The 22,336-nt window shown below is 74.4% G+C and carries 6 protein-coding genes; all 6 read left to right on the top strand.

The annotated features are described in order from the left end of the window. Positions 1-22 precede the first annotated feature (22 nt). The 6 genes from ACLQ2R_RS18855 to ACLQ2R_RS18830 are packed head-to-tail and all read left to right on the top strand — an operon-like array spanning position 23 to position 22,095. Positions 23-5,614, top strand: coding sequence for an SDR family NAD(P)-dependent oxidoreductase (locus tag ACLQ2R_RS18855; RefSeq protein WP_425961191.1), 5,592 nt, complete (start codon positions 23-25; stop codon positions 5,612-5,614). Then, entirely contained in the window at positions 5,611-5,820 is a 210-nt protein-coding gene (locus tag ACLQ2R_RS18850; RefSeq protein ID WP_425961190.1) for an MbtH family protein, read from the top strand. Before ACLQ2R_RS18855 ends, ACLQ2R_RS18850 begins: the two co-directional genes overlap by 4 nt. After that, the gene (locus ACLQ2R_RS18845) at positions 5,817-9,080 is read left to right on the top strand and encodes a non-ribosomal peptide synthetase (protein WP_425961188.1); all 3,264 of its coding nucleotides are present in this window, start codon (positions 5,817-5,819) and stop codon (positions 9,078-9,080) included. Before ACLQ2R_RS18850 ends, ACLQ2R_RS18845 begins: the two co-directional genes overlap by 4 nt. Then, positions 9,073-16,179 (top strand): amino acid adenylation domain-containing protein, encoded by a 7,107-nt coding sequence (locus tag ACLQ2R_RS18840; protein ID WP_425961186.1) that lies wholly within the window; start codon positions 9,073-9,075, stop codon positions 16,177-16,179. Before ACLQ2R_RS18845 ends, ACLQ2R_RS18840 begins: the two co-directional genes overlap by 8 nt. Beyond that, positions 16,176-20,489, top strand: coding sequence for an AMP-binding protein (locus tag ACLQ2R_RS18835; RefSeq protein ID WP_425961185.1), 4,314 nt, complete (start codon positions 16,176-16,178; stop codon positions 20,487-20,489). The genes ACLQ2R_RS18840 and ACLQ2R_RS18835 overlap by 4 nt, the downstream gene beginning before the upstream one ends. After that, positions 20,470-22,095, top strand: coding sequence for an MFS transporter (locus tag ACLQ2R_RS18830; protein WP_425961184.1), 1,626 nt, complete (start codon positions 20,470-20,472; stop codon positions 22,093-22,095). Before ACLQ2R_RS18835 ends, ACLQ2R_RS18830 begins: the two co-directional genes overlap by 20 nt. Positions 22,096-22,336 lie beyond the last annotated feature (241 nt).

The following is a 22,336-nucleotide window of genomic DNA, read 5'->3' as shown; positions in this document are numbered from 1 at the left end:
CAAGGAAGAAAGGGACCCCCGCATGGCCGAGGAGCCCACCGTCGAACCGATCGCGATCATCGGCCTCTCGTGCCGCGTGCCGGGAGCCGGGGACGCCAGGCAGTTCTGGCGCAACCTCTCCGACGGAGTCGAGTCACTGACCCACTTCACCCGCGAGGAGCAGCGCGCGCTCGGCGTGCCCGACCACATCCTCGACGACCCGGACTTCGTGCCGTCCGCGATGATGCTCGACGACCACCAGGGGTTCGACGCCGGGTTCTTCGGCATGTCGATCAGGGAGGCGGAGATCCGGGACCCGCAGCACCGGCTCTTCCTCGAACTGTCGCACACCGCCCTGGAGGACGCCGGCTACGACTCCTTCCGGTACCCGGGCGAGATCGGCGTCTACGCCGGTTCCGGCTCGGACTTCTACCAGTGGATCAACATCAGGAGCAACGCGCAGGCCCACGCCAACGCGGGCTGGCTGGCCGTCATGGTCGGCAACCACGTCGACTACTGTGCGACCCTGTCGTCGTACAAGCTGGACCTGCGCGGTCCCAGTTACACGCTGCACACGGCGTGCTCGACGTCGCTGGTCGCGATCCACGTCGCGGCCGAGGCACTGCGCAACGGCGAGTGCGACATGGCCCTGGCCGGCAGCGCCATGCTGGACCTGCCGCAGGGCCAGGGCTACGTCTACGACGAGGACGGCATCGTCTCCCCCGACGGCCACTGCCGCGCCTTCGACGCCAAGGCCGCCGGCACGATCTGGGGCAGCGGCGGCGGCGTGATCGTGATGAAGCGCCTGTCGGAGGCGATCGAGGACGGCGACAACGTCCGGGCCGTCATCCTGGGCAACGCGATCAACAACGACGGCGCCAGCAAGGTGGGCTTCTCCGCCCCCAGCATGGACGGCCAGGCCGCGGTCATCGCCCAGGCGCTCGGCGTCGGCGGCGTCGACCCGCGCACCATCACCTACGTCGAGGCGCACGGCACCGGCACCGCGCTGGGCGACCCGATCGAGGTCGCGGCGCTGAGCAGCGTGTTCCGCCAGGACACCGACGACACCCAGTGGTGCGGCATCGGCTCGGTCAAGAGCAACATCGGCCACCTGGGCCAGTCGGCGGGCATCGCCAGCATCATCAAGGCCGTGCTGGCCCTGGAGCACGGGCTGATCCCGCCCACGCTGCACTACGAGAGCCCCAACCCCAAGATCGACTTCACGCAGAGCCCGTTCTACGTGGCGGCGTCGCCGACCAAGTGGGAGCCGAACGGCTTCCCGCGGCGGGCGGGCGTCAGCTCGTTCGGCATCGGCGGCACCAACGCGCACATCGTGCTGGAGGAGGCGCCCCGCGCGGCCCGCGAGGAGCGCGACCCGCGCCCGGCGCACCTGCTGCGCCTGTCGGCCAGGACCGACTCGGCGCTGGCCGCCGCCGCCGAGCGGCTGGCCGCGCACCTGGAGGCCAACCCCGAGGCCGACCTCGCCGACGTCGCCCACACCCTGCGGGTGGGGCGCAGGGAGCTGGCGCGCAGGACCGCGGTGGTGGCCACCGGCGTCGCCGACGCCGTCGCCGCGCTGCGCGACCCCAAGCGGCTCATCGCCGGCGCCACCTCCCGGCGCACCCCCAGGCCGGCGTTCCTGTTCTCCGGCCAGGGCTCGCAGTACGCGGGCATGGGCGCCGAGCTGTACCGCACCGAGCCGGTCTTCAGGGACGCGGTCGACGAGTGCGCCGAGATCCTGCGGGCCGAGCTGGGCGAGGACCTGCGCGACCTGATCTTCGCCCGCGGCGAGGAGGCCGACGAGCGGCTGCGGCAGACCTCGCTGACCCAGCCGGCCCTGTTCACCGTGGAGTACGCGCTGGCCACGCTCTGGCGCTCGCTGGGCGCCGAGCCCGCGGGCATGATCGGCCACAGCATCGGCGAGTACGTCGCGGCGACCGTGGCCGGGGTGTTCACCCTGCCCGACGCCCTGCGGCTGGTCGCGGCCCGGGGCCGCCTGGTGCAGAGCATGCCCGCCGGGGCGATGCTCGCCGTGCAGCTCGCGCCGGACGAGATCGGGCCGCTGCTGCCCGACGGCGTGTCGGTGGCGACCGTCAACGGCCCGGGCACCTGCGTGGTGGCCGGCCCGCCGGAGACCATCGCCGAGTTCGCCGCCCTGCTGGAGGAGGAGGGCATCGGCCGGATGGAGCTGCGCACCTCGCACGCCTTCCACTCCGAGATGATGGACCCGATCCTGGGCGAGTTCCGTGAGCTGGTCGCCGGTGTCGAGCGGTCGGCGCCGAGCCTGCCGTTCCTGTCGAACGTGACCGGCACCTGGATCACCGCGGCCGAGGCGACGGACCCGTCGTACTGGGCGCGGCACATGCGCGAGCCGGTGCTGTTCGGCGACTGCGTGGCGACCCTGCTCGCCGACGGCGACTGGATCATGATCGAGTGCGGTCCCGGCAGGCAGCTCTCCGGGCTCGCGCGGGCGCAGAACCCGCCGGGCGCGGTCGCGCCGCTGCCCTCGCTGCCCGGCCCCAAGGACGACGGCGGCGACGTGCGGGTGCTGTCGGCGGCCGTCGGCACGCTGTGGGCGCACGGCGTCGCGCTGGAGGCGTTCGGCGAGGAGGGGCGGCGGATCTCGCTGCCCACCTACCCGTGGGAGCGTCAGCGCGCCTGGATCGACCCCGACCCGCACGGCGCGTTCGTCGGCGGCGTGGCCAACCGCGCGCCGGTCGAGGAGGACCTGCCGCTGGACCGCTGGTTCAGCGTGCCCGTCTGGCGGCAGACCCCGCCCGGCCCGGCGCCGCTGTCGCCGGTCACCCGCGCGCTGGTCTTCGCCGACGAGGGCTCCTCGGGCCTGGTGGACGCGCTGCGCGCGGGAGGCGCCGAGGTGGTCGCGGTCAGGCCGGGGACGGAGTTCGCCTCCTCGGGTGACGGCTACACCGTGCGCCCGGCCGAGCGCGCCGACTACGACGCGCTGCTGGCGGCCGTCGGCGAGGTGCCCGGCCGGGTGGTCCACGCCTGGACGGTCTCGGCCGAGCCCGCCGCCGGGGTCGACGAGACCTGGAAGGCGCAGGACGCGGGCTTCTTCAGCGTGCTGGCGCTGGTGCAGGCGCTGACCGCCGTGCAGCCCGCCGACGGGGTGGAGCTTTCGCTGCTCACCTCGGGCGCGCAGGACGTCGTCGGCGGCGACCTGATCCGCCCCGAGCACGCGACGCTGGCCGGTTTCCCCCGCGTGGTGCCGCTGGAGACCCCGTGGCTGCGGGTGCGTCACATCGACGTGGAGGCCCGCGACTGGGTCAGGCACGCCGCGGCCGAGCTGGGCCGCAGGCCCGAGACCGACGAGGCCGGGCTGCTGACCACGGTCAGCATCCGGGGCGGCCGCCGCTGGTCGCAGCACTACGAGCAGCTGGAGGTGCCCGCGGTCGAGACCGCCGCGGCCGGTGAGGCGTCCCCGGACGGGACGGTGCCGGCCGAGGCGGGCCACGCCGGTCCCGGCCAGGACGAGACGGCCCTGGCGGTCGCCGGGAACGCCGGCCCGGTGGACGGGCAGGTCTACGTGATCACCGGTGGCCTGGGCGGCATCGGCGTCTCCCTCGCCGAGGACCTTGCGGCGCGCGCCCGGGTGCGGCTGGTGCTGCTCTCGCGGAGCGGGCTGCCGGAGCGGACGGCGTGGGACGGGCACCCGGCCGGCCGCCAGGGCCGGGCGATCGCCGCGATCCGCAGGATGGAGCAGGCCGGGGCCGAGGTGCTGGTGCTGGCCGCCGACGTCACCTCCGCCGGCGACATGCGCCGGGTCAGGGACGAGACGCTGGCCGCGTTCGGCCGGGTGGACGTGATCGTGCACGCGGCCGGGCTGCCCGGCGGTGGCATGGCCGAGATCAAGGAGCGGGCCGCCGCCGAGCAGGTGCTGGCGCCCAAGGTGGCCGGCACGCTCGCGCTGCGCGACGCCTTCGGCGACCTCGACCTGCAGGCCGTGGTGCTCTGCTCGTCGATCACCGCGGTGGCGGGCGGCTTCGGCCAGGTCGACTACTGCGCGGCCAACAACTTCCTCGACGCGCACGCCAGGGGTGAGCACGGCTGGCGCGCGGCCACCGTCGTCTCGGCCAACTGGGGCAAGTGGCTGGAGGTCGGCATGGCGGCGGAGGTCACCGCCCCCGCCGGGTTCGTGGCGCTGCAGCGCGGCGACCGGATCAGGGCCATCGACCACCCGGTGCTGTCGGCCTGGCACGAGGCCGACGGCGAGGGGCTCGGCTGGGCCGGCGGCGGCCTGTCGCCCGACACGCACTGGGCGCTGGAGGGTCACCGCATCTCCGGCGTGCCGGTGCTGCCCGGCACGGGCCACCTGGAGCTGGCGCGCAGCGCCGGTGAGGTCGGGCTGCCCGGCACGGGCGCGGTCGAGCTGCGCGACGTGGTGTTCGTCGAGCCGCTCTCGGTGGCCGACGGCGCCTTCGCCGAGGTGCGGGTGATGTTCACCCCCGAGGCCGACGGCGCGGAGTTCCAGGTGCAGAGCGTCATCGGCGGCAGCGAGCGCACCCACGCGCGCGGCACCGCCGCCAAGGTCGACTCCCCCTCGGGCCGGCAGGCGGACGTGGCGGCGATCATCGAGCGCTGCACCCCGGCCACCGAGGAGCAGGGCGGCGTGCCGCTGTCGGGACTGCTCACGCTCGGCCCCCACTGGGGTCACATGACCGAGTGGTACATCGGCCAGAACGAGGCCCTGGGGCGGTTCGAGCTGCCCGCGGAGCTCTCGGAGGACCTGGCCGGCTGGGGCCTGCACCCGGCGCTGCTGGACAGCGCGACCTCCTTCACCTGGATCGACGTCGTCGGCCACTACCTGCCGCTCGGCTACGGCCGCATCACCGTCGTCGACCGGCTGCCCGGCACGTTCTGGAGCCACATGCGCTTCCGTGACAGCGGCACCGACGAGGTGCTGGCGGTCGACGTGACGCTCATCGACGACGAGGGCGCGATCGTGGTCGAGATCTCCGACTACGTGCTGCGGCGCATCAACACCGAGGCGGTGGTGGCCGGGGTGACGGCCAACGCCGACTCCCAGCAGGCCGGCGTGGTCGCCGCCGCCGATCAGGGCGGTACGGTCGCGACGGTCGCCGGTGGCCCCGACGCGGTCGGCATCCGCCCGGCCGAGGGCGCCGAGGCGTTCCACCGGCTGCTGGCCACGCCTCTGGGCGCGCAGGTGGTGATCGCCGCGACGCCGGTGGCCGACTACCTGTCGGGCGTCGGGTCGGTCACCCAGGAGACGGTGGAGACGGAGCTGGACCCGGCCGCCGTGTCCGACCGCCCCTCCCGTCCCGGCCACGCCGACGACGACTACGTCGCGCCGCGCGGCGACGTCGAGACCGCCATCGCCCGGCTGTGGAGCGAGGTGCTCGGCGGCGAGCGCATCGGCGTCGACGACGACTTCTTCGAGCTCGGCGGCAACTCGCTGATCGCCGTGCAGCTCATCGCCCTCATCCGCAAGGAGCTGGGCGTGCGGCTGCCGATGCGCAGCCTCTTCGAGGAGCCCACGGTGGCCGGGGTCACCTCGCTGATCGAGCAGGCGCGCGCCGCCGCACCGGCGGAGAGCGCCACCCCGGCCGCCGGCCCGACCTCCATCCCCCGCCTCCCCCGCAGGAGTGAGCAGCAGTGACCGATTCCCTTCCCGACACCAAGGTCGTCCTCAACGACGAGGAGCAGTACTCCGTCTGGCCCGCGAACCGGGAGAACCCGGCCGGCTGGCACGACGAGGGCTTCACCGGCACCAGGGACGAGTGCCTGGCCCACATCGAGCGCGTGTGGACCGACATGCGCCCGCGCAGCCTGCGCGAGGCGATGCAGGCCGGGGGCGCGGGATGACCACCGAACAGGTGGAGGACGTCTTCCCGTCCTCCTCCGGGCAGGAGCGGATGTGGTTCCTGGCCCGCTTCGAGCCGGAACTCGCCGTCTACAACATCGGCATGGTCATCCCGATGACCGCGCGCCAGCCGGTCGACCCGCGCCGCCTGGAGGCGGCCATCGCCCTGGTGGTACGCCGCCACGAGGTGCTGCGCACGGTCTTCGAGTTCCGTGACGGCCAGGTGATGCAGATCGTCGACGGCACGGTGCCGCCGGTGCGGCTCACCGAGACCGACCTGACGCACCTGCCGCCGGACGAGCGCCAGGCCGAGCTCGCCCGGCTGGCCAAGAGCGACGGCGTCGCGCCGTTCGTGCTGGACCAGGCGCCGCTGTGGCGGCTGCGGCACGTGCGGATGGGCGAGAACGACCTGCGGCTGGTCTGCGTGTTCGACCACACCGTGTTCGACGGCGTCTCCAGCCACATCTTCGTCAACGAGCTGGAGGAGTGCTACGACGCGCTCGGCGAGGGCCGCGAGCCCAAGCTGGGCGAGGTGCCCATCCAGTTCGCCGACTTCGCCGTCTGGCAGCGGGGCCGGCTGACCGGCGATTTCGTCGAGCAGGAGCTGGCGCACTGGCGGGAGCGGCTGGCCGGCATCCCGTCCGACCTGGCGCTGCCCGCCGACCGGCCGCGCCCGCGCAGCCGCAGCTTCCGGGGCGAGATGCACCTGGCCGCGTTCTCCCCGGAGACCTCGGCGGGCGTGCAGCGGCTGGCCAAGGACCTGAACTCGACGCTGTTCACCGTCATGCTCACCGCGTTCACGACCGTGCTGGCCCGCTGGTCGGGGCAGTACGACGTGGTGGTGGGCACCCCCATCGCGGGACGGCTGCTGCCGGAGACCGAGCCGGTCATCGGCATGTTCGTCAACGCGGTGGCGTTGCGCTCGGACCTGTCGGGCGACCCGACGTTCGCCGAGGCCGTGGGACGGGTGCGCAACACCGTCGCCGAGGCCCTGGACCACCAGGAGCTGCCGTTCGAGCGGCTGGTGGAGGCGCTCCAGCCGTCCAGGGACCTGAGCGTGCCGCCGATCTACCAGGTGATGTTCAACCTGGCCGTCGACACCAACGAGGGCCAGATCGCCAACGGGACCGCCAAGGTCGACGTGCAGCTCGACATCAACATGCGCGACGGGCGGCTGCACCTGCGCCTGGAGTACAGCACGGACCTGTTCGACCGGCCCACCATGGAGCGGTTCGCGGCGAGCCTGGAGACGCTGGTCGAGGCCGCGATCGCCGGCCCCGGCACGCCGATCTCCGCGCTGCCGCTGCTGACCCCGGCCGAAAGCGAGCACGTCCTGGCGCTCGGCACGGCCGGGGACCTGGAGGACCTGCGGGACCTGCGCGGCGCCGGTGACGGCGGGGTCCCGGACGGGGAGGTCACGCTGACCTCACTGATCGAGGCGCAGACGGCCAGGACCCCGGACGCCCCGGCCGTGGTCGCGGGCGACGTCACGCTGACGTACGCGGAGCTCGACGAGCGCGCCGGGGCGCTGGCGCACTGGCTGCGCAGGATCGGCGTCCACCGGGGCAGCCCGGTCGCGGTCTGCGCCGAGCGCTCGGCCGAGCTGGTCGTGGCGCTGCTCGCGGTGCTCAAGGCGGGCGGCGCCTACGTGCCGCTCGACCCGGAGTACCCGCCGTCGCGGCTGGCGTTCATGCTGGCCGACAGCGGCGCCCGGGTGATGCTGACCCAGCGCCACCTGCGCGAGCTGCTGCCCGAGGGCGCCGTCAAGCCGGTGCTGCTGGACGCGCCCGAGTCCTGGGGGCCGCAGCCCGCGGGCTCGCCGCCCCCGGTCACCGGGCCGGACGACGCCGCGTACACGATCTACACCTCGGGTTCGACCGGCCGCCCCAAGGGGGTCGTCAACACCCACCGGGGCATCGTCAACCGGCTCGCCTGGATGCAGCGCCGGTTCGGCCTCACCCCGGCAGAGACGGTCCTGCAGAAGACCCCGACGAGCTTCGACGTGTCGGTCTGGGAGTTCTTCTGGCCGCTGGTGACCGGCGCGTCCCTGGTACCGGTCCGGCCGGGCGGGCACCGCGACCCCACCCACCAGCGCGACCTGATCAAGGCGCACGCGGTGAGCACCGTGCACTTCGTGCCCTCGATGCTGGCGCTGTTCCTTGAGGAGACCGGCATCGAGTCGTGCCGGTCGCTCAAGCGGGTCATCTGCAGCGGCGAGGAGCTGCCGCCCCGGGTCGCCGCCCGGTTCCTGGAGCGGCTGCCCGGCGTGGAGCTGCACAACCTGTACGGGCCGACCGAGGCGGCGGTCGACGTGACCGCCTGGCAGGTGCCGGGCGAGAGCGGCGAGAGCGCGGACGCGCTGCGGGAGCTGCACACGCTGCCCATCGGCCCGCCCATGCCGGGCAACCGGCTGCACGTGCTGGACGAGGCGCTCCGGCCGCTGCCGGTCGGCGTCCCCGGGCACCTGCACATCGGCGGCGTCCAGGTGGCGCGCGGCTACGCCGGGCGCCCGGCGCTGACCGCCGAGCGGTTCGTCCCCGACCCGTACGGGGAGCCCGGCTCGCGGCTGTACGCGACCGGTGACCTGGCGCGGGTCCGCGCCGACGGGAACCTGGAGTTCCTCGGGCGGCTGGACGACCAGGTGAAGGTGCACGGCTGGCGGGTCGAGCTCGGCGAGATCGAGTCCGTGATCGCCGAGCACCCGAAGGTGCGCAGGGCGATCGTGGCGCTGCGCGACGACGCCCCCGGCGGACGCGGCCTGGTCGGCTACGTCGACTGGTCCGGGGACGCGGCGGCGCTCACCGCCGAGATGCGCAGGGCCCTGGCCAGGAAGCTGCCCGCCGCGCTCATCCCGCAGGCGTTCGTCGCGATCGACCACGTCCCGCTCGGGCCGAGCGGCAAGCTCGACCGCAAGGCGCTGCCCGCGCCGACCGGTTCGGGACGCGCCGACCTCGGCACCCCCTACGCCGAGCCGCGCACCCCGCTGGAGACCGAGCTGAGCGCCCTGTGGGGCGAGCTGCTGGGCCGCGAGCGGATCGGCGTCGACGACGACTTCTTCCAGCTCGGCGGCCACTCGCTGCTGGCGGTGCTGCTGGTCACCCGCTACCGGGAGACCTACGGCGTGGAGATGCCGCTGCGACGCTGTTTCGAGGCGACCACGGTCGCCGAGCACGCCCTGGTCGTCCTGGAGTCGCAGTTCGACGGGGACGACGGGGAGATGGAGGCGCTGCTGGCGTCGCTGGAGGATCCCGCGAATGAGTGACCTGAGGGCGAGGCTGGCCCGGCTCAGCCCGGAACAGCGCGCCGCGCTGGAGGAGAGGATGCGACGGCAGCCGTCGCCGCAGCGCGCGCCGGGCATCCCCCGGCGCGCGGGGAACGGCCCGGCGCCCCTCTCCTTCGGCCAGGAACGGCTGTGGTTCCTGCAGCAGCTCGACCCCGCCGACGCCTCGTACAACATGTTCATGGTGCAGCGGCTGCGCGGGCGGGTCTCGACCGAGGCCCTGCGGCACGCGCTGGGCCGCCTGGTGGAGCGGCACGCCACGCTGCGCGCCCGCTTCACCGCGCGCGAGGGCAGCCCGGTGCAGGAGATCGGGCCGCCCGAGCCGGTCGAGCCCGACCTGATCGACCTCACCGGCCTGCCGGCCGACGAGCGGGAGAGCCGCGCGACCGAGCTGGTCGCCGACCTCACCAACCGGCCGTTCGACCTGGCGGCCGGGCCGCTGCTGCGGGTCCACCTGATCACCCTGTCGCGGAACGACCACGTGCTGTGCGTGGTGCTGCACCACATCGTGGCCGACGGCTGGTCGCTGAAGATCCTGCTGGGCGAGTTCGCGACCCTCTACGGCGCCCACCTGGAGGGCCGCGAGGCCGTCCTGCCGGAGCCGGTGCTGGAGTACGCCGACTACGCCGCCTGGCAGCGCGAGCGCCTGGACGAGGAGGGCGTGCGCCGCCAGCTCGACTACTGGGGCGAGCGCCTGGCCGGGGTGCCGGTGCTGGACGTGCCCGCCGACCGGCCCCGGTCGCCGGTGCGCTCGTCCAACGGCGACTACGCGGCGCGGCGCATCGGGCGCGAGCTGACCGCCCACCTGGACCGGCTGGCCAGGGACGAGCGGTGCACCCCGTTCATGGTGCTGCTGGCCGCCTTCCAGACGCTGCTCGGCGCCCACTCCGGGCAGGACGACGTGTGCGTGGGATCGGTCATCGCCGGGCGTGAGCGTCCCGAGCTGGAGCACGTCGTCGGGTTCTTCCCGAACACGCTCGCGCTGCGCGCCGACCTGTCGGGCGACCCGGGGTTCCGGGAGCTGCTCGGCCGGGTCCGGTCGACGGTGCTGGACGCCTTCGCCCACCAGGACATCCCCTTCGAGCGGCTGCTGAACGAGCTGCACGTGGAGCGGGACCTGAGCACCACGCCGCTGTTCCAGGCGATGTTCGTGATGCAGGACAAGGACGCCTCCGCGCTGACCATCCCGGGCCTGGAGACCGGCGTCTTCGACCCGGGCGCGCGGCAGGCCAAGTTCGACCTGATGCTGGACGTGACGCCCCGCTCGGACTCGCTGTACGCGCTGCTGTCCTACAACGCCGACCTGTTCGAGCCGGACACGATGGCCCGGATGCTGCGCCGCTACGAGCGCGTCCTGGAGGCCGTGGCCGCGGACCCGGACATCCCGCTCTCGCGGCTGCGCGCGGCGATGCTGCTGCCCGAGGACCGGCTGCCGGCGGTCACGGCGTCGCTGTCCACCGGCGCCCGTCCCTCCGCCCTGCTCTCCCCGGGGGACGTCTCCTCCGCCGGTGCTCTCCCTGGCGGTGTTCTTCCGGACGGTGTTCTTCCGGACGGTGTTCTTCCGGGTGCCTCCGGCGCCGGGGTGGCCGGGCCCGCAGCCCGGCCATCCGGCGGGACCGCCGGGGTGGTCGAGCTGTTCGAGGAGCGGGTCAGGCTCGCGCCGGACGCGCCCGCGGTCGGCCAGGGCGACCGGCGGCTGAGCTACGCCGAGCTGGACGAGCGCGCCGGACGGCTGGCCGCGAGGCTGGCCGCCGCCGGGGCGGGACCGGAGACCGTGGTCGCCGTACGCGCCCGGCGCGGCCTCGAACTGGTCGTGGCGCTGATCGCGGTGCTCAAGGCGGGCGCCGCCTACCTTCCCCTGGACCCGGCCTACCCGGCCGAGCGGCTGCGCTGGATGCTGCGCGACAGCGGGGCCGCGCTGCTGCTCTCCCAGGACGAGCCGTCCGGATCGTCCCCGCGGGACGGCGTCTCCGGGATCTCCGTGACCTCGGGCGTCTCCGTGACCTCGGGCGCCTCCGTGACCTCGGGCGTCTCCGAGGGCTCGGGCGCCTCCGGGAGCTCGGGCGTCTCCGGCGGGGAGGTGCCGGTGATCCCGCTGGAGGGCGTCGCCGACGGCCCGCCCACCGGCGACGCGGTCACCGCCGGCGGCGGCCGGGTTCCGGTCCGTGGCGGCGCGGCGAACCTGGCGTACGTGATCTACACCTCGGGGTCGACCGGCCGTCCCAAGGGCGTTCAGGTCGAGCGGCGCGCGCTGGACGCGCGGGTGGCGTGGATGCGCGCCGAGTACGGCGTCGGGCCCGGCGACCGGGTCCTCCAGTTCGCCTCGGTGGGCTTCGACACGCACGCCGAGGAGGTCTACCCCGCGCTCACCTCCGGGGCGGAGCTCGTGCTCGCCCCGGACGAGCCGCTCCCCGACTTCCTGCGCACCCCCGAGGCCGCGTCACTGACCGTGATGGACCTGCCCACCTCGTACTGGCAGGAGCTGGTCGCGGCCCGCATCACCTGGCCCGCGGCGCTGCGCCTGCTGATCCTGGGCGCCGACCCGCTGCACGCACCCGCCCTCGCCTCCTGGTACGAGGCGCAGGGCGAGCGCGTCACCCTGGTCAACAGCTACGGGCCCACCGAGACGACGATCATCGCCACCGCCGGGGAGCTCGACCCCGCCGAGGCGTCCAGGCGGCCCACCGTGGGGCACCCGCTCTCCGGCACCCGCGTGCACGTGCTGGACGCGTACGGCGCGCGGGTCCCCGTCGGCGTGCCCGGCGAGCTCTGCATCGGCGGCGACGGCCTCGCCCGGGGCTACCTGGGCTCGCCCGCGCTGACGGCGGAGCGCTTCGTCCCCGACCCGCACGGCCCGGCCGGGGCGCGGCTCTACCGCACCGGCGACCGTGCCCGGTTCCGGCCGGACGGCCGCCTGGAGATCCTCGGCCGCCTCGACCGCCAGGTGAAGATCCGCGGCTACCGTGTGGAGCCCGGCGAGATCGAGGCCCGGCTGCTGGCCCACCCCCGGGTGGCGCGGGCGACGGTGACGGTCCGGGAGGACACCCCCGGCGACCGCCGCCTCGTCGCCTACGTCGTACCGAGGGATCCCGGCACCACCGGACCGCTCCCGGACGGGTCCGCTCCCGGTGAGGTCGTGGCGGAGGGCCGGGAGACCGGTGCGTCCACCGGGGCACGGCCGGGCGACGTGGACCTGCGCGGGCATCTGGCGGCCGAGCTGCCGCCGCACCTGGTGCCGAGCGCCGTGGTGGAGGTGGCGCGCATCCCGCTCACCCCGAGCGGGAAGGTCGACCAGGCCGCGCTCCCCGCCCCCGAACACCGCTCCGGCGAGGGCTACCTGCCCCCGGGCACCCCCACCCAGGAGCTGGTCTGCTCGGTCTGGGCCGAGGTGCTGGGAGTGGACCGGGTCGGGGCGCTCGACGACTTCTTCCAGCTCGGCGGCCACTCGCTGCTGGCGACCAGGACCATCGCCAGGCTCTCGGCCGCGACCGGGCTGGACGTCCCGCTGAAGCTGGCCTTCAGCCACTCGTCCGTACGACGGCTGGCCGAGGCGCTCGACGAGCTGGCCCAGGCGGGTCCCGGCACCGGCGCGGGTCCGGGCCCGGTCCGGCGGCCGGAGGGCACGGCGCCGCCGCTGTCGTTCGCGCAGGAACGGCTCTGGTTCATGGAGCAGTTCAGCCCCGGGACCGGCGCCTACGTCCTGCCCGCCGCGGCACGCCTGCGCGGGCCGCTGGACCTCGCGGCACTGGCCGCGAGGCTGGACGCGGCCGTGGCCCGGCACGAGAGCCTGCGGATGCGTTTCCCCGCCGCCCCCGACGGGCGGCCCGAGGTGAGGATCGTCGCCGCGGACGACCCCGCGTCCCGGGTCGCGCTCCGCGTCGTCGACGCGGGGCCGGGAGCCGGCACGAAGGCCGAGGCGGGGACGGGAGCCGGCACAGGGACGAAGGCAGAGGCCGAGGCGGGGACGGAAGCGGAGACGAGGGCGAGAGCGGCGGAGGTGGAGGCCCGGCGGATCGTCAGTGCCGACGCGGCCCGCCCCTTCGACCTCGCCGGCGCCCCGCCGCTGCGGGCGACCCTCGTCAGGATCGGCCCCGGCGACCACGTGCTGCTGGTCGCCGTGCACCACATCGTGGCCGACGGATGGTCGGCGGAACTCCTGCTGGACGAGCTGCTCACCGACCGCGCCGGTCGTGCGGAGCCGTCCGTCGGGTACGGCGACTACGCGCTCTGGCAGCGCGACCGCCTGACCGGGGAGCGCCTGGAGGGGCACCTGGAGTTCTGGCGGCGGGAGCTGGCCGCGCTGCCCCCGCTGGAGCTCCCCCTGGACCGGCCACGACCGGCCCGGCAGGGACACCGGGGCGCCTGGCACGACCTGCGGCTGGACGCGGGACTCACCGGGGACCTCGGTGAGCTGGGGCGGGAGAACGGCGCCACGCTCTACATGGTGCTGCTCGCCGCCTACCAGGCCGTGCTCTCCCGCTGGTCGGGGCAGCGTGACTTCGCGGTGGGCTCGCCGGTGGCCGGACGGGACCGGGCCGAGTTCGAGGACGTGGTCGGGTTGTTCGTGAACCTGCTCCCGCTCCGCGCCCGCCTGGAGGGCGACCCCACGTTCACCGACCTGCTCGGCCGTACCCGTGACGCCGCCCTGGAGGTCTACGCCCACCAGGAGCTGCCGTTCGAGAAGCTCGTCGCCGAGCTGGACCTGGCCAGGGACGCCACCCGGCCGCCCGTGGTGCAGGCGCTCTTCGCCCTGCAGAGCTATCTGGGCGGCACGGTCCCCGCGGGATCCGTCGTCGCACCGGCCGGCGGACCGGGCCATGCGACGACCGGAGAAGCGGGAAGCAGGACGACCGGCGGAGCGGGAACGGGGACGGCGGCCACGACGGTCACCGAGCCGTTCGCGCCCGACACCACCTCCACCCGGTTCGACCTGGAGCTGTACGTCTCGGAGACCGGCGGCGGCCTCGCCGCGAGGTTCGTCTACAACCGCGACCTGTTCCTGCCCGCGACCGTCGAGCGCATGGCCGCGTCCTTCGAGACGTTCCTGCGTTCGGCCGTCGCCGCCCCCCGGGCCCGGGTCGGCGAGCTGGACCTCCTCTCCCCCGCGGAGCGGGAGCTGGTGCTGACCGGCTGGAACGCCACCGGCACCGCGTACCCGCCGCCGGAGACGCTGCACGGCCTCGTCGAGGAGCAGGTGGCGCGGACGCCCGACGCACCGGCCGTGATCTTCGGCGACGACACCCTCACCTACGCCGAGCTGAACGACCGGGCCGAGGCACTGGCCGCGCGCCTGCGCGCGGGCGGCGGCGAGGTGTTCGCCGTACGGGCGGAGCGTTCCCTCGACCTGCCGGTGCGGCTGCTCGCCGTGCTCAAGGCCGGGGCCGCCTACCTGCCCCTCGACCCCGGGCTGCCCGACCGCCGCGTCGCGGCCATGCTCGCCGACGCCGGGGCCGTGGAGCTCGACACCCTCGCCGATCCCGGGGAGACGGGTCACCGGGTCGGGGAGCGGCCGGACTCGCTCGCGTACGTGATCTTCACGTCCGGGTCGACCGGACGTCCCAAGGGCGTCGGGGTCTCGCACCGCGCGATCGTCAACCGGCTGCGCTGGATGCAGGAGACCTACCGGCTGGACGCCGGTGACGCGGTGCTGCAGAAGACCCCCGCCGGGTTCGACGTGTCGGTGTGGGAGTTCTTCTGGCCGCTGATCAGCGGTGCGCGCCTGGTGCTCGCCCGCCCCGACGGCCAGCGCGACACGGCCTACCTGCGCGACCTCGTCATCGCGCGGGCGATCACCACGATGCACTTCGTCCCGTCGATGCTCGCGGCCTTCACCGCCGAGGAGCGGATCGAGGAGTGCCGTTCGCTGCGCCGGGTGATCTGCAGCGGTGAGGAGCTCACCGCCGCGGCGGCGGAGCGGCTGACCGAGCGGCTGCCCGGGGTGGAGCTGCACAACCTCTACGGCCCGACCGAGGCCGCGGTGGACGTCTCCTGGCACCGCTACGTGCCGGGCGAGCCGACCGTGCCGATCGGCCGCCCGGTGGCCAACACCCGCCTGTACGTGCTGGACGGCTCGCTGCGCCCGGTGCCCGCCGGGATGCCGGGCGAGCTGTTCATCGGCGGGGTGCAGGTGGCCCGCGGCTACCTGGGCCGCCCCGCCCTGACCGCAGAACGCTTCCTGCCCGACCCCTACGGACCCCCCGGCTCCCGCCTCTACGCCACCGGGGACCGCGCCCGCCGGCGACCCGACGGGGAACTCGACTACCTCGGCCGCCTCGACACCCAGACCAAGATCCGCGGCATGCGCGTCGAACCCGGCGAGATCGAGGCCGCGCTCGCCCGTCACCCGGAGCTGGGCGCCGCGGCGGTCGGCGTGACCCTGGACGGCCCCGGCGGGGCCCGCCTGGTCGGCTACGTCGTGCGCCGCCCCGGCGCCGGAACCCTCCCCGGTGATGCGCCGGGCGAGGGCGGACGGGTCCGGGAGCCCGCGAGGGACCCGGAGCCGCACGACCGGCACGGCGTCCAGGGACCCGCAGGAGACCTGGAACCGCACGACCGGCGCGGCGTCCGGGAGCTCGCCGCCGACCCGGAGCTGCACGACCGGCTCAGGGACCGGCTCCGCGAGGAGCTGCCCGAGCACATGGTCCCTGCCCTCTGGGTCGAGCTGGAGGCCCTCCCGCTCACGCCGAACGGCAAACTGGACCGGGCGGCGCTGCCGTCACCGTCGCCGTCGGCGCACTCCGGCGTCGCGGCGTGGGAGCCCCCGCGTCCCGGCGCCGAGCAGGACGTCGCCGAGGTGTGGCGGGACGTGCTCGGCCTGGAGCGGGTGGGCCGTCACGACGGTTTCTTCTCCGTCGGCGGCGACTCCATCCTCAGCCTCTCGGTGGTCGCGGGACTGCGCCGCCGGGGCTACACGCTGGACCTGCAGCGGCTGTTCACCCACCAGACCGTGGCCGAGCTGGCCTCCGTGCTGGACACACCAGGCGCCAAGCCCGTCGCCGAGCCGGAGCCGAAGGCCGCCACAGGCGCGTTCGGCCTGCTCAGCGCCGCGGATCTGGCCAAGCTCAGGAAGGGCGAACGATGATCGAGGACGCGTACCCGCTGGCGGCGCTGCAGGCGGGGATGCTGTATCACAGCGAACTCGAACCCGGCAGCCCCACCTACCACGACCTGATGACCGTCACGCTGCGCGGCTCCCTGAGCGTGCCCGCGCTGACCCGGGCGCTGGCCGAGGTCGCGGCCCGCCATCCGGTGCTGCGCACCTCGTTCGACCTGACCGGGTTCAGCGAGCCGCTGCAGCTCGTGCACGACGACGTGACCGTCCCGCTGGAGGTCGTCGACCTGCGCGACGGCGCCGCGACGGAGGGCGGGAGCGCCACCGGCGACGGTCCGCGCGAGCGGCTGGCCGCCTGGCGCGAGGTGGAGAAGCACAACGGGTTCGACTGGTCGTCGCCGCCGCTGCTGCGGGCGTACGCGCACGTGCTGGACGAGGAGGAGTTCGCGCTCAGCCTCAGTTTCCACCACGCGATCCTGGACGGCTGGAGCGTCGCGGCGCTGGTCACCGAGCTGCTGGGCCGCTACACCGCCGACGGCGCGAACGCCCCCGGCCCGGACGGCGCCCGAAGCTCGAACGGCACGGACGGCACGGACGGCACGGACGGCACGGACGGCACGGACGGCACGGACGGCACGACCGGCACGGACGGCACGACCGGCACGGATGCCGGACAGGCCGGGTCCGCGCCGTCCCTGGATCCGTCCCGGGATCTGCCCCGGGCCCTGTTCCGGGACCTGGTCGCGGCCGAGCGGGCCGCGACGGCCTCGGCCGAGGCGCGGGAGTTCTGGCGCGAGCGCGTCGAGGACGCCCCGGAGAGCCGCCTGCCCCGCCTGCCCGGGTTCCCCACCGGGGGGCCGCGTGCCGCCGAGGTGGTGGCCGTGCCCGTACCGGAGGGGACCGTGGCGGAGCTGGAGCGGCGGAGCCGCGAGCTGCGGGTCCCGCTGCGCACCACCCTGCTCGCCGCCTACCTGACGGCGCTGGGTCACGTCACCGGCGAGCGGGAGGTGATGGCCGGTGTCCTCGGGCACGGCCGCCCGGAGACCGAGGGCGGCGGCGAGGTGCTGGGGCTGTTCCTCAACACGCTGCCGCTCCGCGTCCACCTCGACGCGGGCGACCGGGCCGCTCTGGTCCGGCGGGTGTTCGACGCGGAGGTGGCGGCGGTTCCGTACCGGCACTACCCGCTGTTCGAGATCCAGCAGGCCGCCGGGCGCTCGCCGCTGCTGGACACGCTGTTCGACTTCCGGGACTTCCACGTGTACGGGGGCCTGTCCGGCGACGGCGTGGCGATCACCGGGCAGGAGTTCTTCGAGCAGACCGACATGCCGTGCACGGTGGCCTTCGTCCGCCTGCCCGGCGGCGGCCTGACCCTCACGCTGTCCTACGACGCCTCGCAGTTCCCGCGCGAGCAGATGGAGTCGCTGGCCGGGCGGGTGATCGGCGCGCTGACCGGCGAACCGGCGACGGACCCGGCCGAGGACGAGACGATCGACCGCTGGAACGCCACCGGCCGCGCCCACCCGGCGGGCGGCACCCTGCACGGCCTGTTCCTCGCGCAGGCGGCGCTGACCCCCGACGCCCCGGCGGTGTCCTTCGAGGGCTCCTGGACCACCTATCGCGAGCTGGCCGGGCGCGCCTCGGCGATCTCCGCCGAGCTGTACCGCGCCGGGGTGTCGCACGACCAGCCGGTGGGGGTGCTGCTCGAACGGAGCGCGGACCTGCCGGCCGCCCTGCTGGGCGTCCTCGCCGCCGGGGGCGCCTACCTGCCGCTGGAGCCGGGCCACCCCCCGGCACGGATGCGCGGCATGCTCGACGACGCGGGCGCCTCGGTGGTGCTGACCTCCGCCGACCTGGCGGACGAGGCGCCGGAGGGGGTACGCGTCGTCGTCCTGCCCCCGGCCGGACTCGCCGTGCCCGGGGTACCCGCCGAACCGGTCGACCTGGTCGGCGCGGTGGCGGAGGACCTGCCGGACTCGCTCGCGTACGTGATCTTCACGTCCGGGTCGACCGGACGTCCCAAGGGCGTCGGGGTCTCGCACCGCGCGATCGTCAACCGGCTGCGCTGGATGCAGGAGACCTACCGGCTCACCGCGGCCGACCGGGTGCTGCACAAGACGCCGGTGTCGTTCGACGTGTCGGTCTGGGAGCTGTTCTGGCCGCTGCTCACCGGCGCGGGCCTGGTGGTGGCGCGGCCCGGCGGGCACTACGAGCCCGGTCACCTCATCGACCTCATCGAGACCGAGCAGGTCACCACGGCGCACTTCGTGCCGTCCATGCTCGACGCGTTCCTCGACACACCGGACCTGCTCGCGGACGGCACCGACGCGACCGGCGTCACCCCCGCATCCGCCGAGTCCGCCGCGTCCCCCGCGTTCCCTGAATCCCCCGAGTCCCCCGAGGACGCCGCGACCGCGCTCCTCGTGGACATCGCGAAGGAATCCGTCACCGACGGCCCCGACGGCCCCGACGCCACCCGCGCGAGCGGTGCCCGTACGGGAAGCCTGCGCCGGGTGGTGTGCTCGGGTGAGGCGCTCCCCGCCGACCTGGTGCGGCGCTTCGCCGAGCGGCTGCCCGGGGTGGAGCTGCACAACCTCTACGGCCCGACCGAGGCCGCGGTGGACGTCTCCTGGCACGTGTGTGATCCGGCCGAGCAGAGCGTGCCGATCGGCCGCCCGGTCGACAACACCCGCCTGGAGGTGCTCGACGACCGGTTCGGGCGGGCTCCGGTGGGCACCCCCGGGCAGCTGTTCATCGGCGGGGTGCAGGTGGCCCGCGGCTACCTGGGCCGCCCCGCCCTGACCGCCGAACGTTTCCTGCCCGACCCCTACGGACCCCCCGGCTCCCGCCTCTACGCCACCGGGGACCGCGCCCGCTGGCGGCCCGACGGAGAACTCGACTACCTGGGCCGCCTCGACACCCAGACCAAGATCCGCGGCATGCGCGTCGAACCCGGCGAGATCGAGGCCGCGCTGCTGTCCGAGCCCGAGGTCCGGGCGGCGGCGGTCGTCGTCGAGGGCGACCGCCTGATCGGCTACGTGGTGACCACCGAGACGGCCGGGAACGGCGAGAACCCCGTAAGCACCGGAAGCGGCGAGGGCACCGAGAACACCGATGGCGCCGGGAGCACCGGAGACGCCGGGAGCGTCAGGGGCGTCGACTGGCGGGCACGGCTGCGCTCCCGGCTGCCCGAGCACATGATCCCCTCCGCCTGGGTGACGCTGGACGCGCTCCCCCTCACCCACAACGGCAAGCTGGACCGCAAGGCTCTGCCCGCGCCGGAGCGGGCCGGCGGCGACGCCTTCCGGGTGCCGCCGAGGGACCCGGTCGAGGGACGGGTCGCGGCGATCTGGGAGGAGCTGTTCGACGTCCCCATGGTCGGGGTGTTCGACGACTTCTTCGACCTGGGCGGGCACTCGCTGCTGGCGCTGCGGCTGGCCGTGCGGATCAGGCGGGAGTTCGGCAGGGACCTGCCGGTCGCCACCGTGCTGGCCTCGCCGACCGTGGCGGGCCTGGCGGACGTCCTGCGCCGCCCGGAGGACCTGAGCGAGCAGCGGCTGGTGACGCTCAACGCCGAGGGCGACCGTACACCGATCGTCCTGGTGCACGCCCTGGGCGGGCAGGTCTTCCGCTACCAGCCGATGGCCCGCAGGCTCGGCTCCGACCAGCCCGTCTACGCGATCGCCGCCGCCGGCCTGGCCGCCGGCGAGGAACCGCACACCACCATGGCCGACATGATCGAGGACTACGTCGAGCGGCTGCGCGCCGTCCGGCCGCACGGCCCGTACGTGCTGGGCGGTTTCTGCATCGGCGGGAACATCGCGATGGAGATGGCCCGGCGGCTGCGCGAGCTCGGCGAGGACGTCCCGCTGCTGGTGCTGTTCTACTCCGACGCCGACGAGCCCGTGATCAACAGCTCGCTGGAGGACGACGCCTCGCTGATGACCCACGCGCTGGCCGGAGGGCCGCTGGAGACCGACTCCGCGGAGTTCGCCGGGCTCGGCCCCGAGGAGATGCTGCTGGCCGTCATCGCCGCCGCGAGCCGGGAGCAGCGGCTGGCCCCCGACACCGCCGACGTCGAGCAGGCCAGGCGCTTCCTGACGGTGTTCCGGGCCAACGCGCACGCGGTCGGCCGCTACCGGCACGAACCGTACGACGGTGACGTGGCGCTGTTCGCCCCTACCGGTGACCGGCCCGACCTGGGCTGGGGCGGCGTGGTCAAGGGGAACCTCGCGATCGAGGCGATTCCCGGCGAGCGCGTGGTCATCCTTTTCGAACCCCTGGTCGCCGAGGCGGCCGCCAAGCTGAGGAGTTGGATCGACCATGGCGTCACCGGACACTGAGAGCACCCAGGGTGCCGGGAGCGCGGGACCACCCCGGCGCCCGGACGGCGCCGAGAGCCCCGGTGGCGTCCCGTCCACCGGTCCGGCCGCGGCCGTCACCGATCCTCCCGGAAAGACCGTCACCGATCCTCCCGGAAACACGGCGGGACCGGCCGCGACCGTCACCGGCCCTCCCGGGGAGCCCGCGGGACCGGCCGCGCCCGCGGGTGTCGTCGGCCCCGCCGGTGAGGCCGCCGGCCCGGCGGACCCCGCCGCGCTCGGGGACTCCGGGGGCCCCGGCGAGCCGGTGAACCCCAAGGACACCGGGGACACCGGGGACACCGGGGACACCGGGGACGGGGAACACCCCGGCCAGGGCGGGGGCGGTGGCAGCCTCTGGAGCAACCAGGACTTCCTGCGCCTGTGGACGGGCCAGACCCTCTCCCAGTTCGGCTCGCAGATCTCCTACCTGGTGATCCCGCTGATCGCCATCGTCACGCTGGGCGCGAGCGCGACCGAGATGGGAATCCTCGGCGCGCTGCTCCGGCTGCCGATGCTGGGCTTCCTGCTGTTCGGCGTCTACATCGACCGGATGCGCAAGCGGCCGGTGCTGATCTGGTCGGACCTGGGCCGCGCGGCGGTGCTCGCCCTGATACCGCTGCTGTACGTGCTGGACGCCCTCACGCTCGGCGTGCTGTACGTGGTCGTGTTCTTCCTGAGCCTGCTGTCGGTGCTGTTCCAGGTCGCCTACCGCTCCTACTTCCCGCTGCTCGTCCCGATGCACCAGCTCGGCGAGGGCAACGGCAAGCTGCAGCTGAGTGAGTCGCTGGCGCAGACGGCCGGTCCGGGTGTCGCCTCGGCGCTGCTCAAGGTGGTGGCCGCGCCGCTGCTCATCATGATCGACGTGCTCACGTACCTGTTCTCCGCGATCGCCATCATGCTCATCCGCAAGCGCGAGGACGCCCCCGTACCCGACGAGGAGACGGCCGGCAGCGTGCACCGGGCGATCTGGGCGGGCTTCAAGTGGATCATGGAGCAGCCGATGATCCGGCCGCTGGCCATCGCCAGCGGGCTGTACTCGTTCTTCGTCATGGGCGCCATGCAGTCGATCTACGTGCTGTTCCTGCTGCGGGGCGGGCCCAACCTCCCGGCGGAGTGGATCGGCATCGTGATGGCGACCGGCGGTGTCGGCGCCATCCTCGGCGCCACCATGTCGGTGAGGACCATGCGCGGCATCGGGATCGGCCCGACGCTGCTGTGGAGCACGGTGGTCGGCAACTGCGCGCTGCTGCTGGTGCCGTTCGCGTCCGGGCCGGTCTGGCTGGCCGCCGGGATGCTCGGCCTGTCGCAGTTCGTCGTCTGGGCCAGCAACCAGGTCTTCTTCGTCAGCAACATGACCCTGGTCCAGTCGATCACGCCGCCGCACCTGCAGGCCAGGGTGATCGGCACGATCTACTCCCTCGGCCTGATCCCGGCGCCGCTGGGCGCCCTGGGCGCGGGCCTGCTCGGCGAGACCCTGGGCCTGCGCACGGCCATCCTGTTCGCGGTCGTCGCCGGGGCCATCCTGCCGATCCTGCTGCTGGTCTTCTCCCCCATCCCGAAGGTGAAGAGGATCCCCGGCACCTGACCGGCCACGGGCCCTCCCTCTCTCCGGGGGAGGGCCCCCGGCCACGTGTCCTCTCCACGGGATGAACCTCCGTGGGCCGGTCGTCGCGACGGCCGGACACGACACACCCGGCCGATCGCCCGGACCTCGTGCCGGTGGCCGGACACGACACACCCGGCGTCCTCCCGGACCTCGTGCCGGTGGCCGGACGCGACGTACCCGGACGGCGGTACGCGATCACGTGCCGGTACCCGGATACGAT

Origin of the sequence: Streptosporangium sp. DT93 (assembly GCF_049844535.1) — a bacterium.
In the GTDB taxonomy this organism is placed as follows: Bacteria; Actinomycetota; Actinomycetes; order Streptosporangiales; family Streptosporangiaceae; genus Streptosporangium.
The sequence above is the reverse complement of the archived record's forward strand: the minus strand, read 5'-3'. Positions and strand labels throughout refer to the sequence as shown.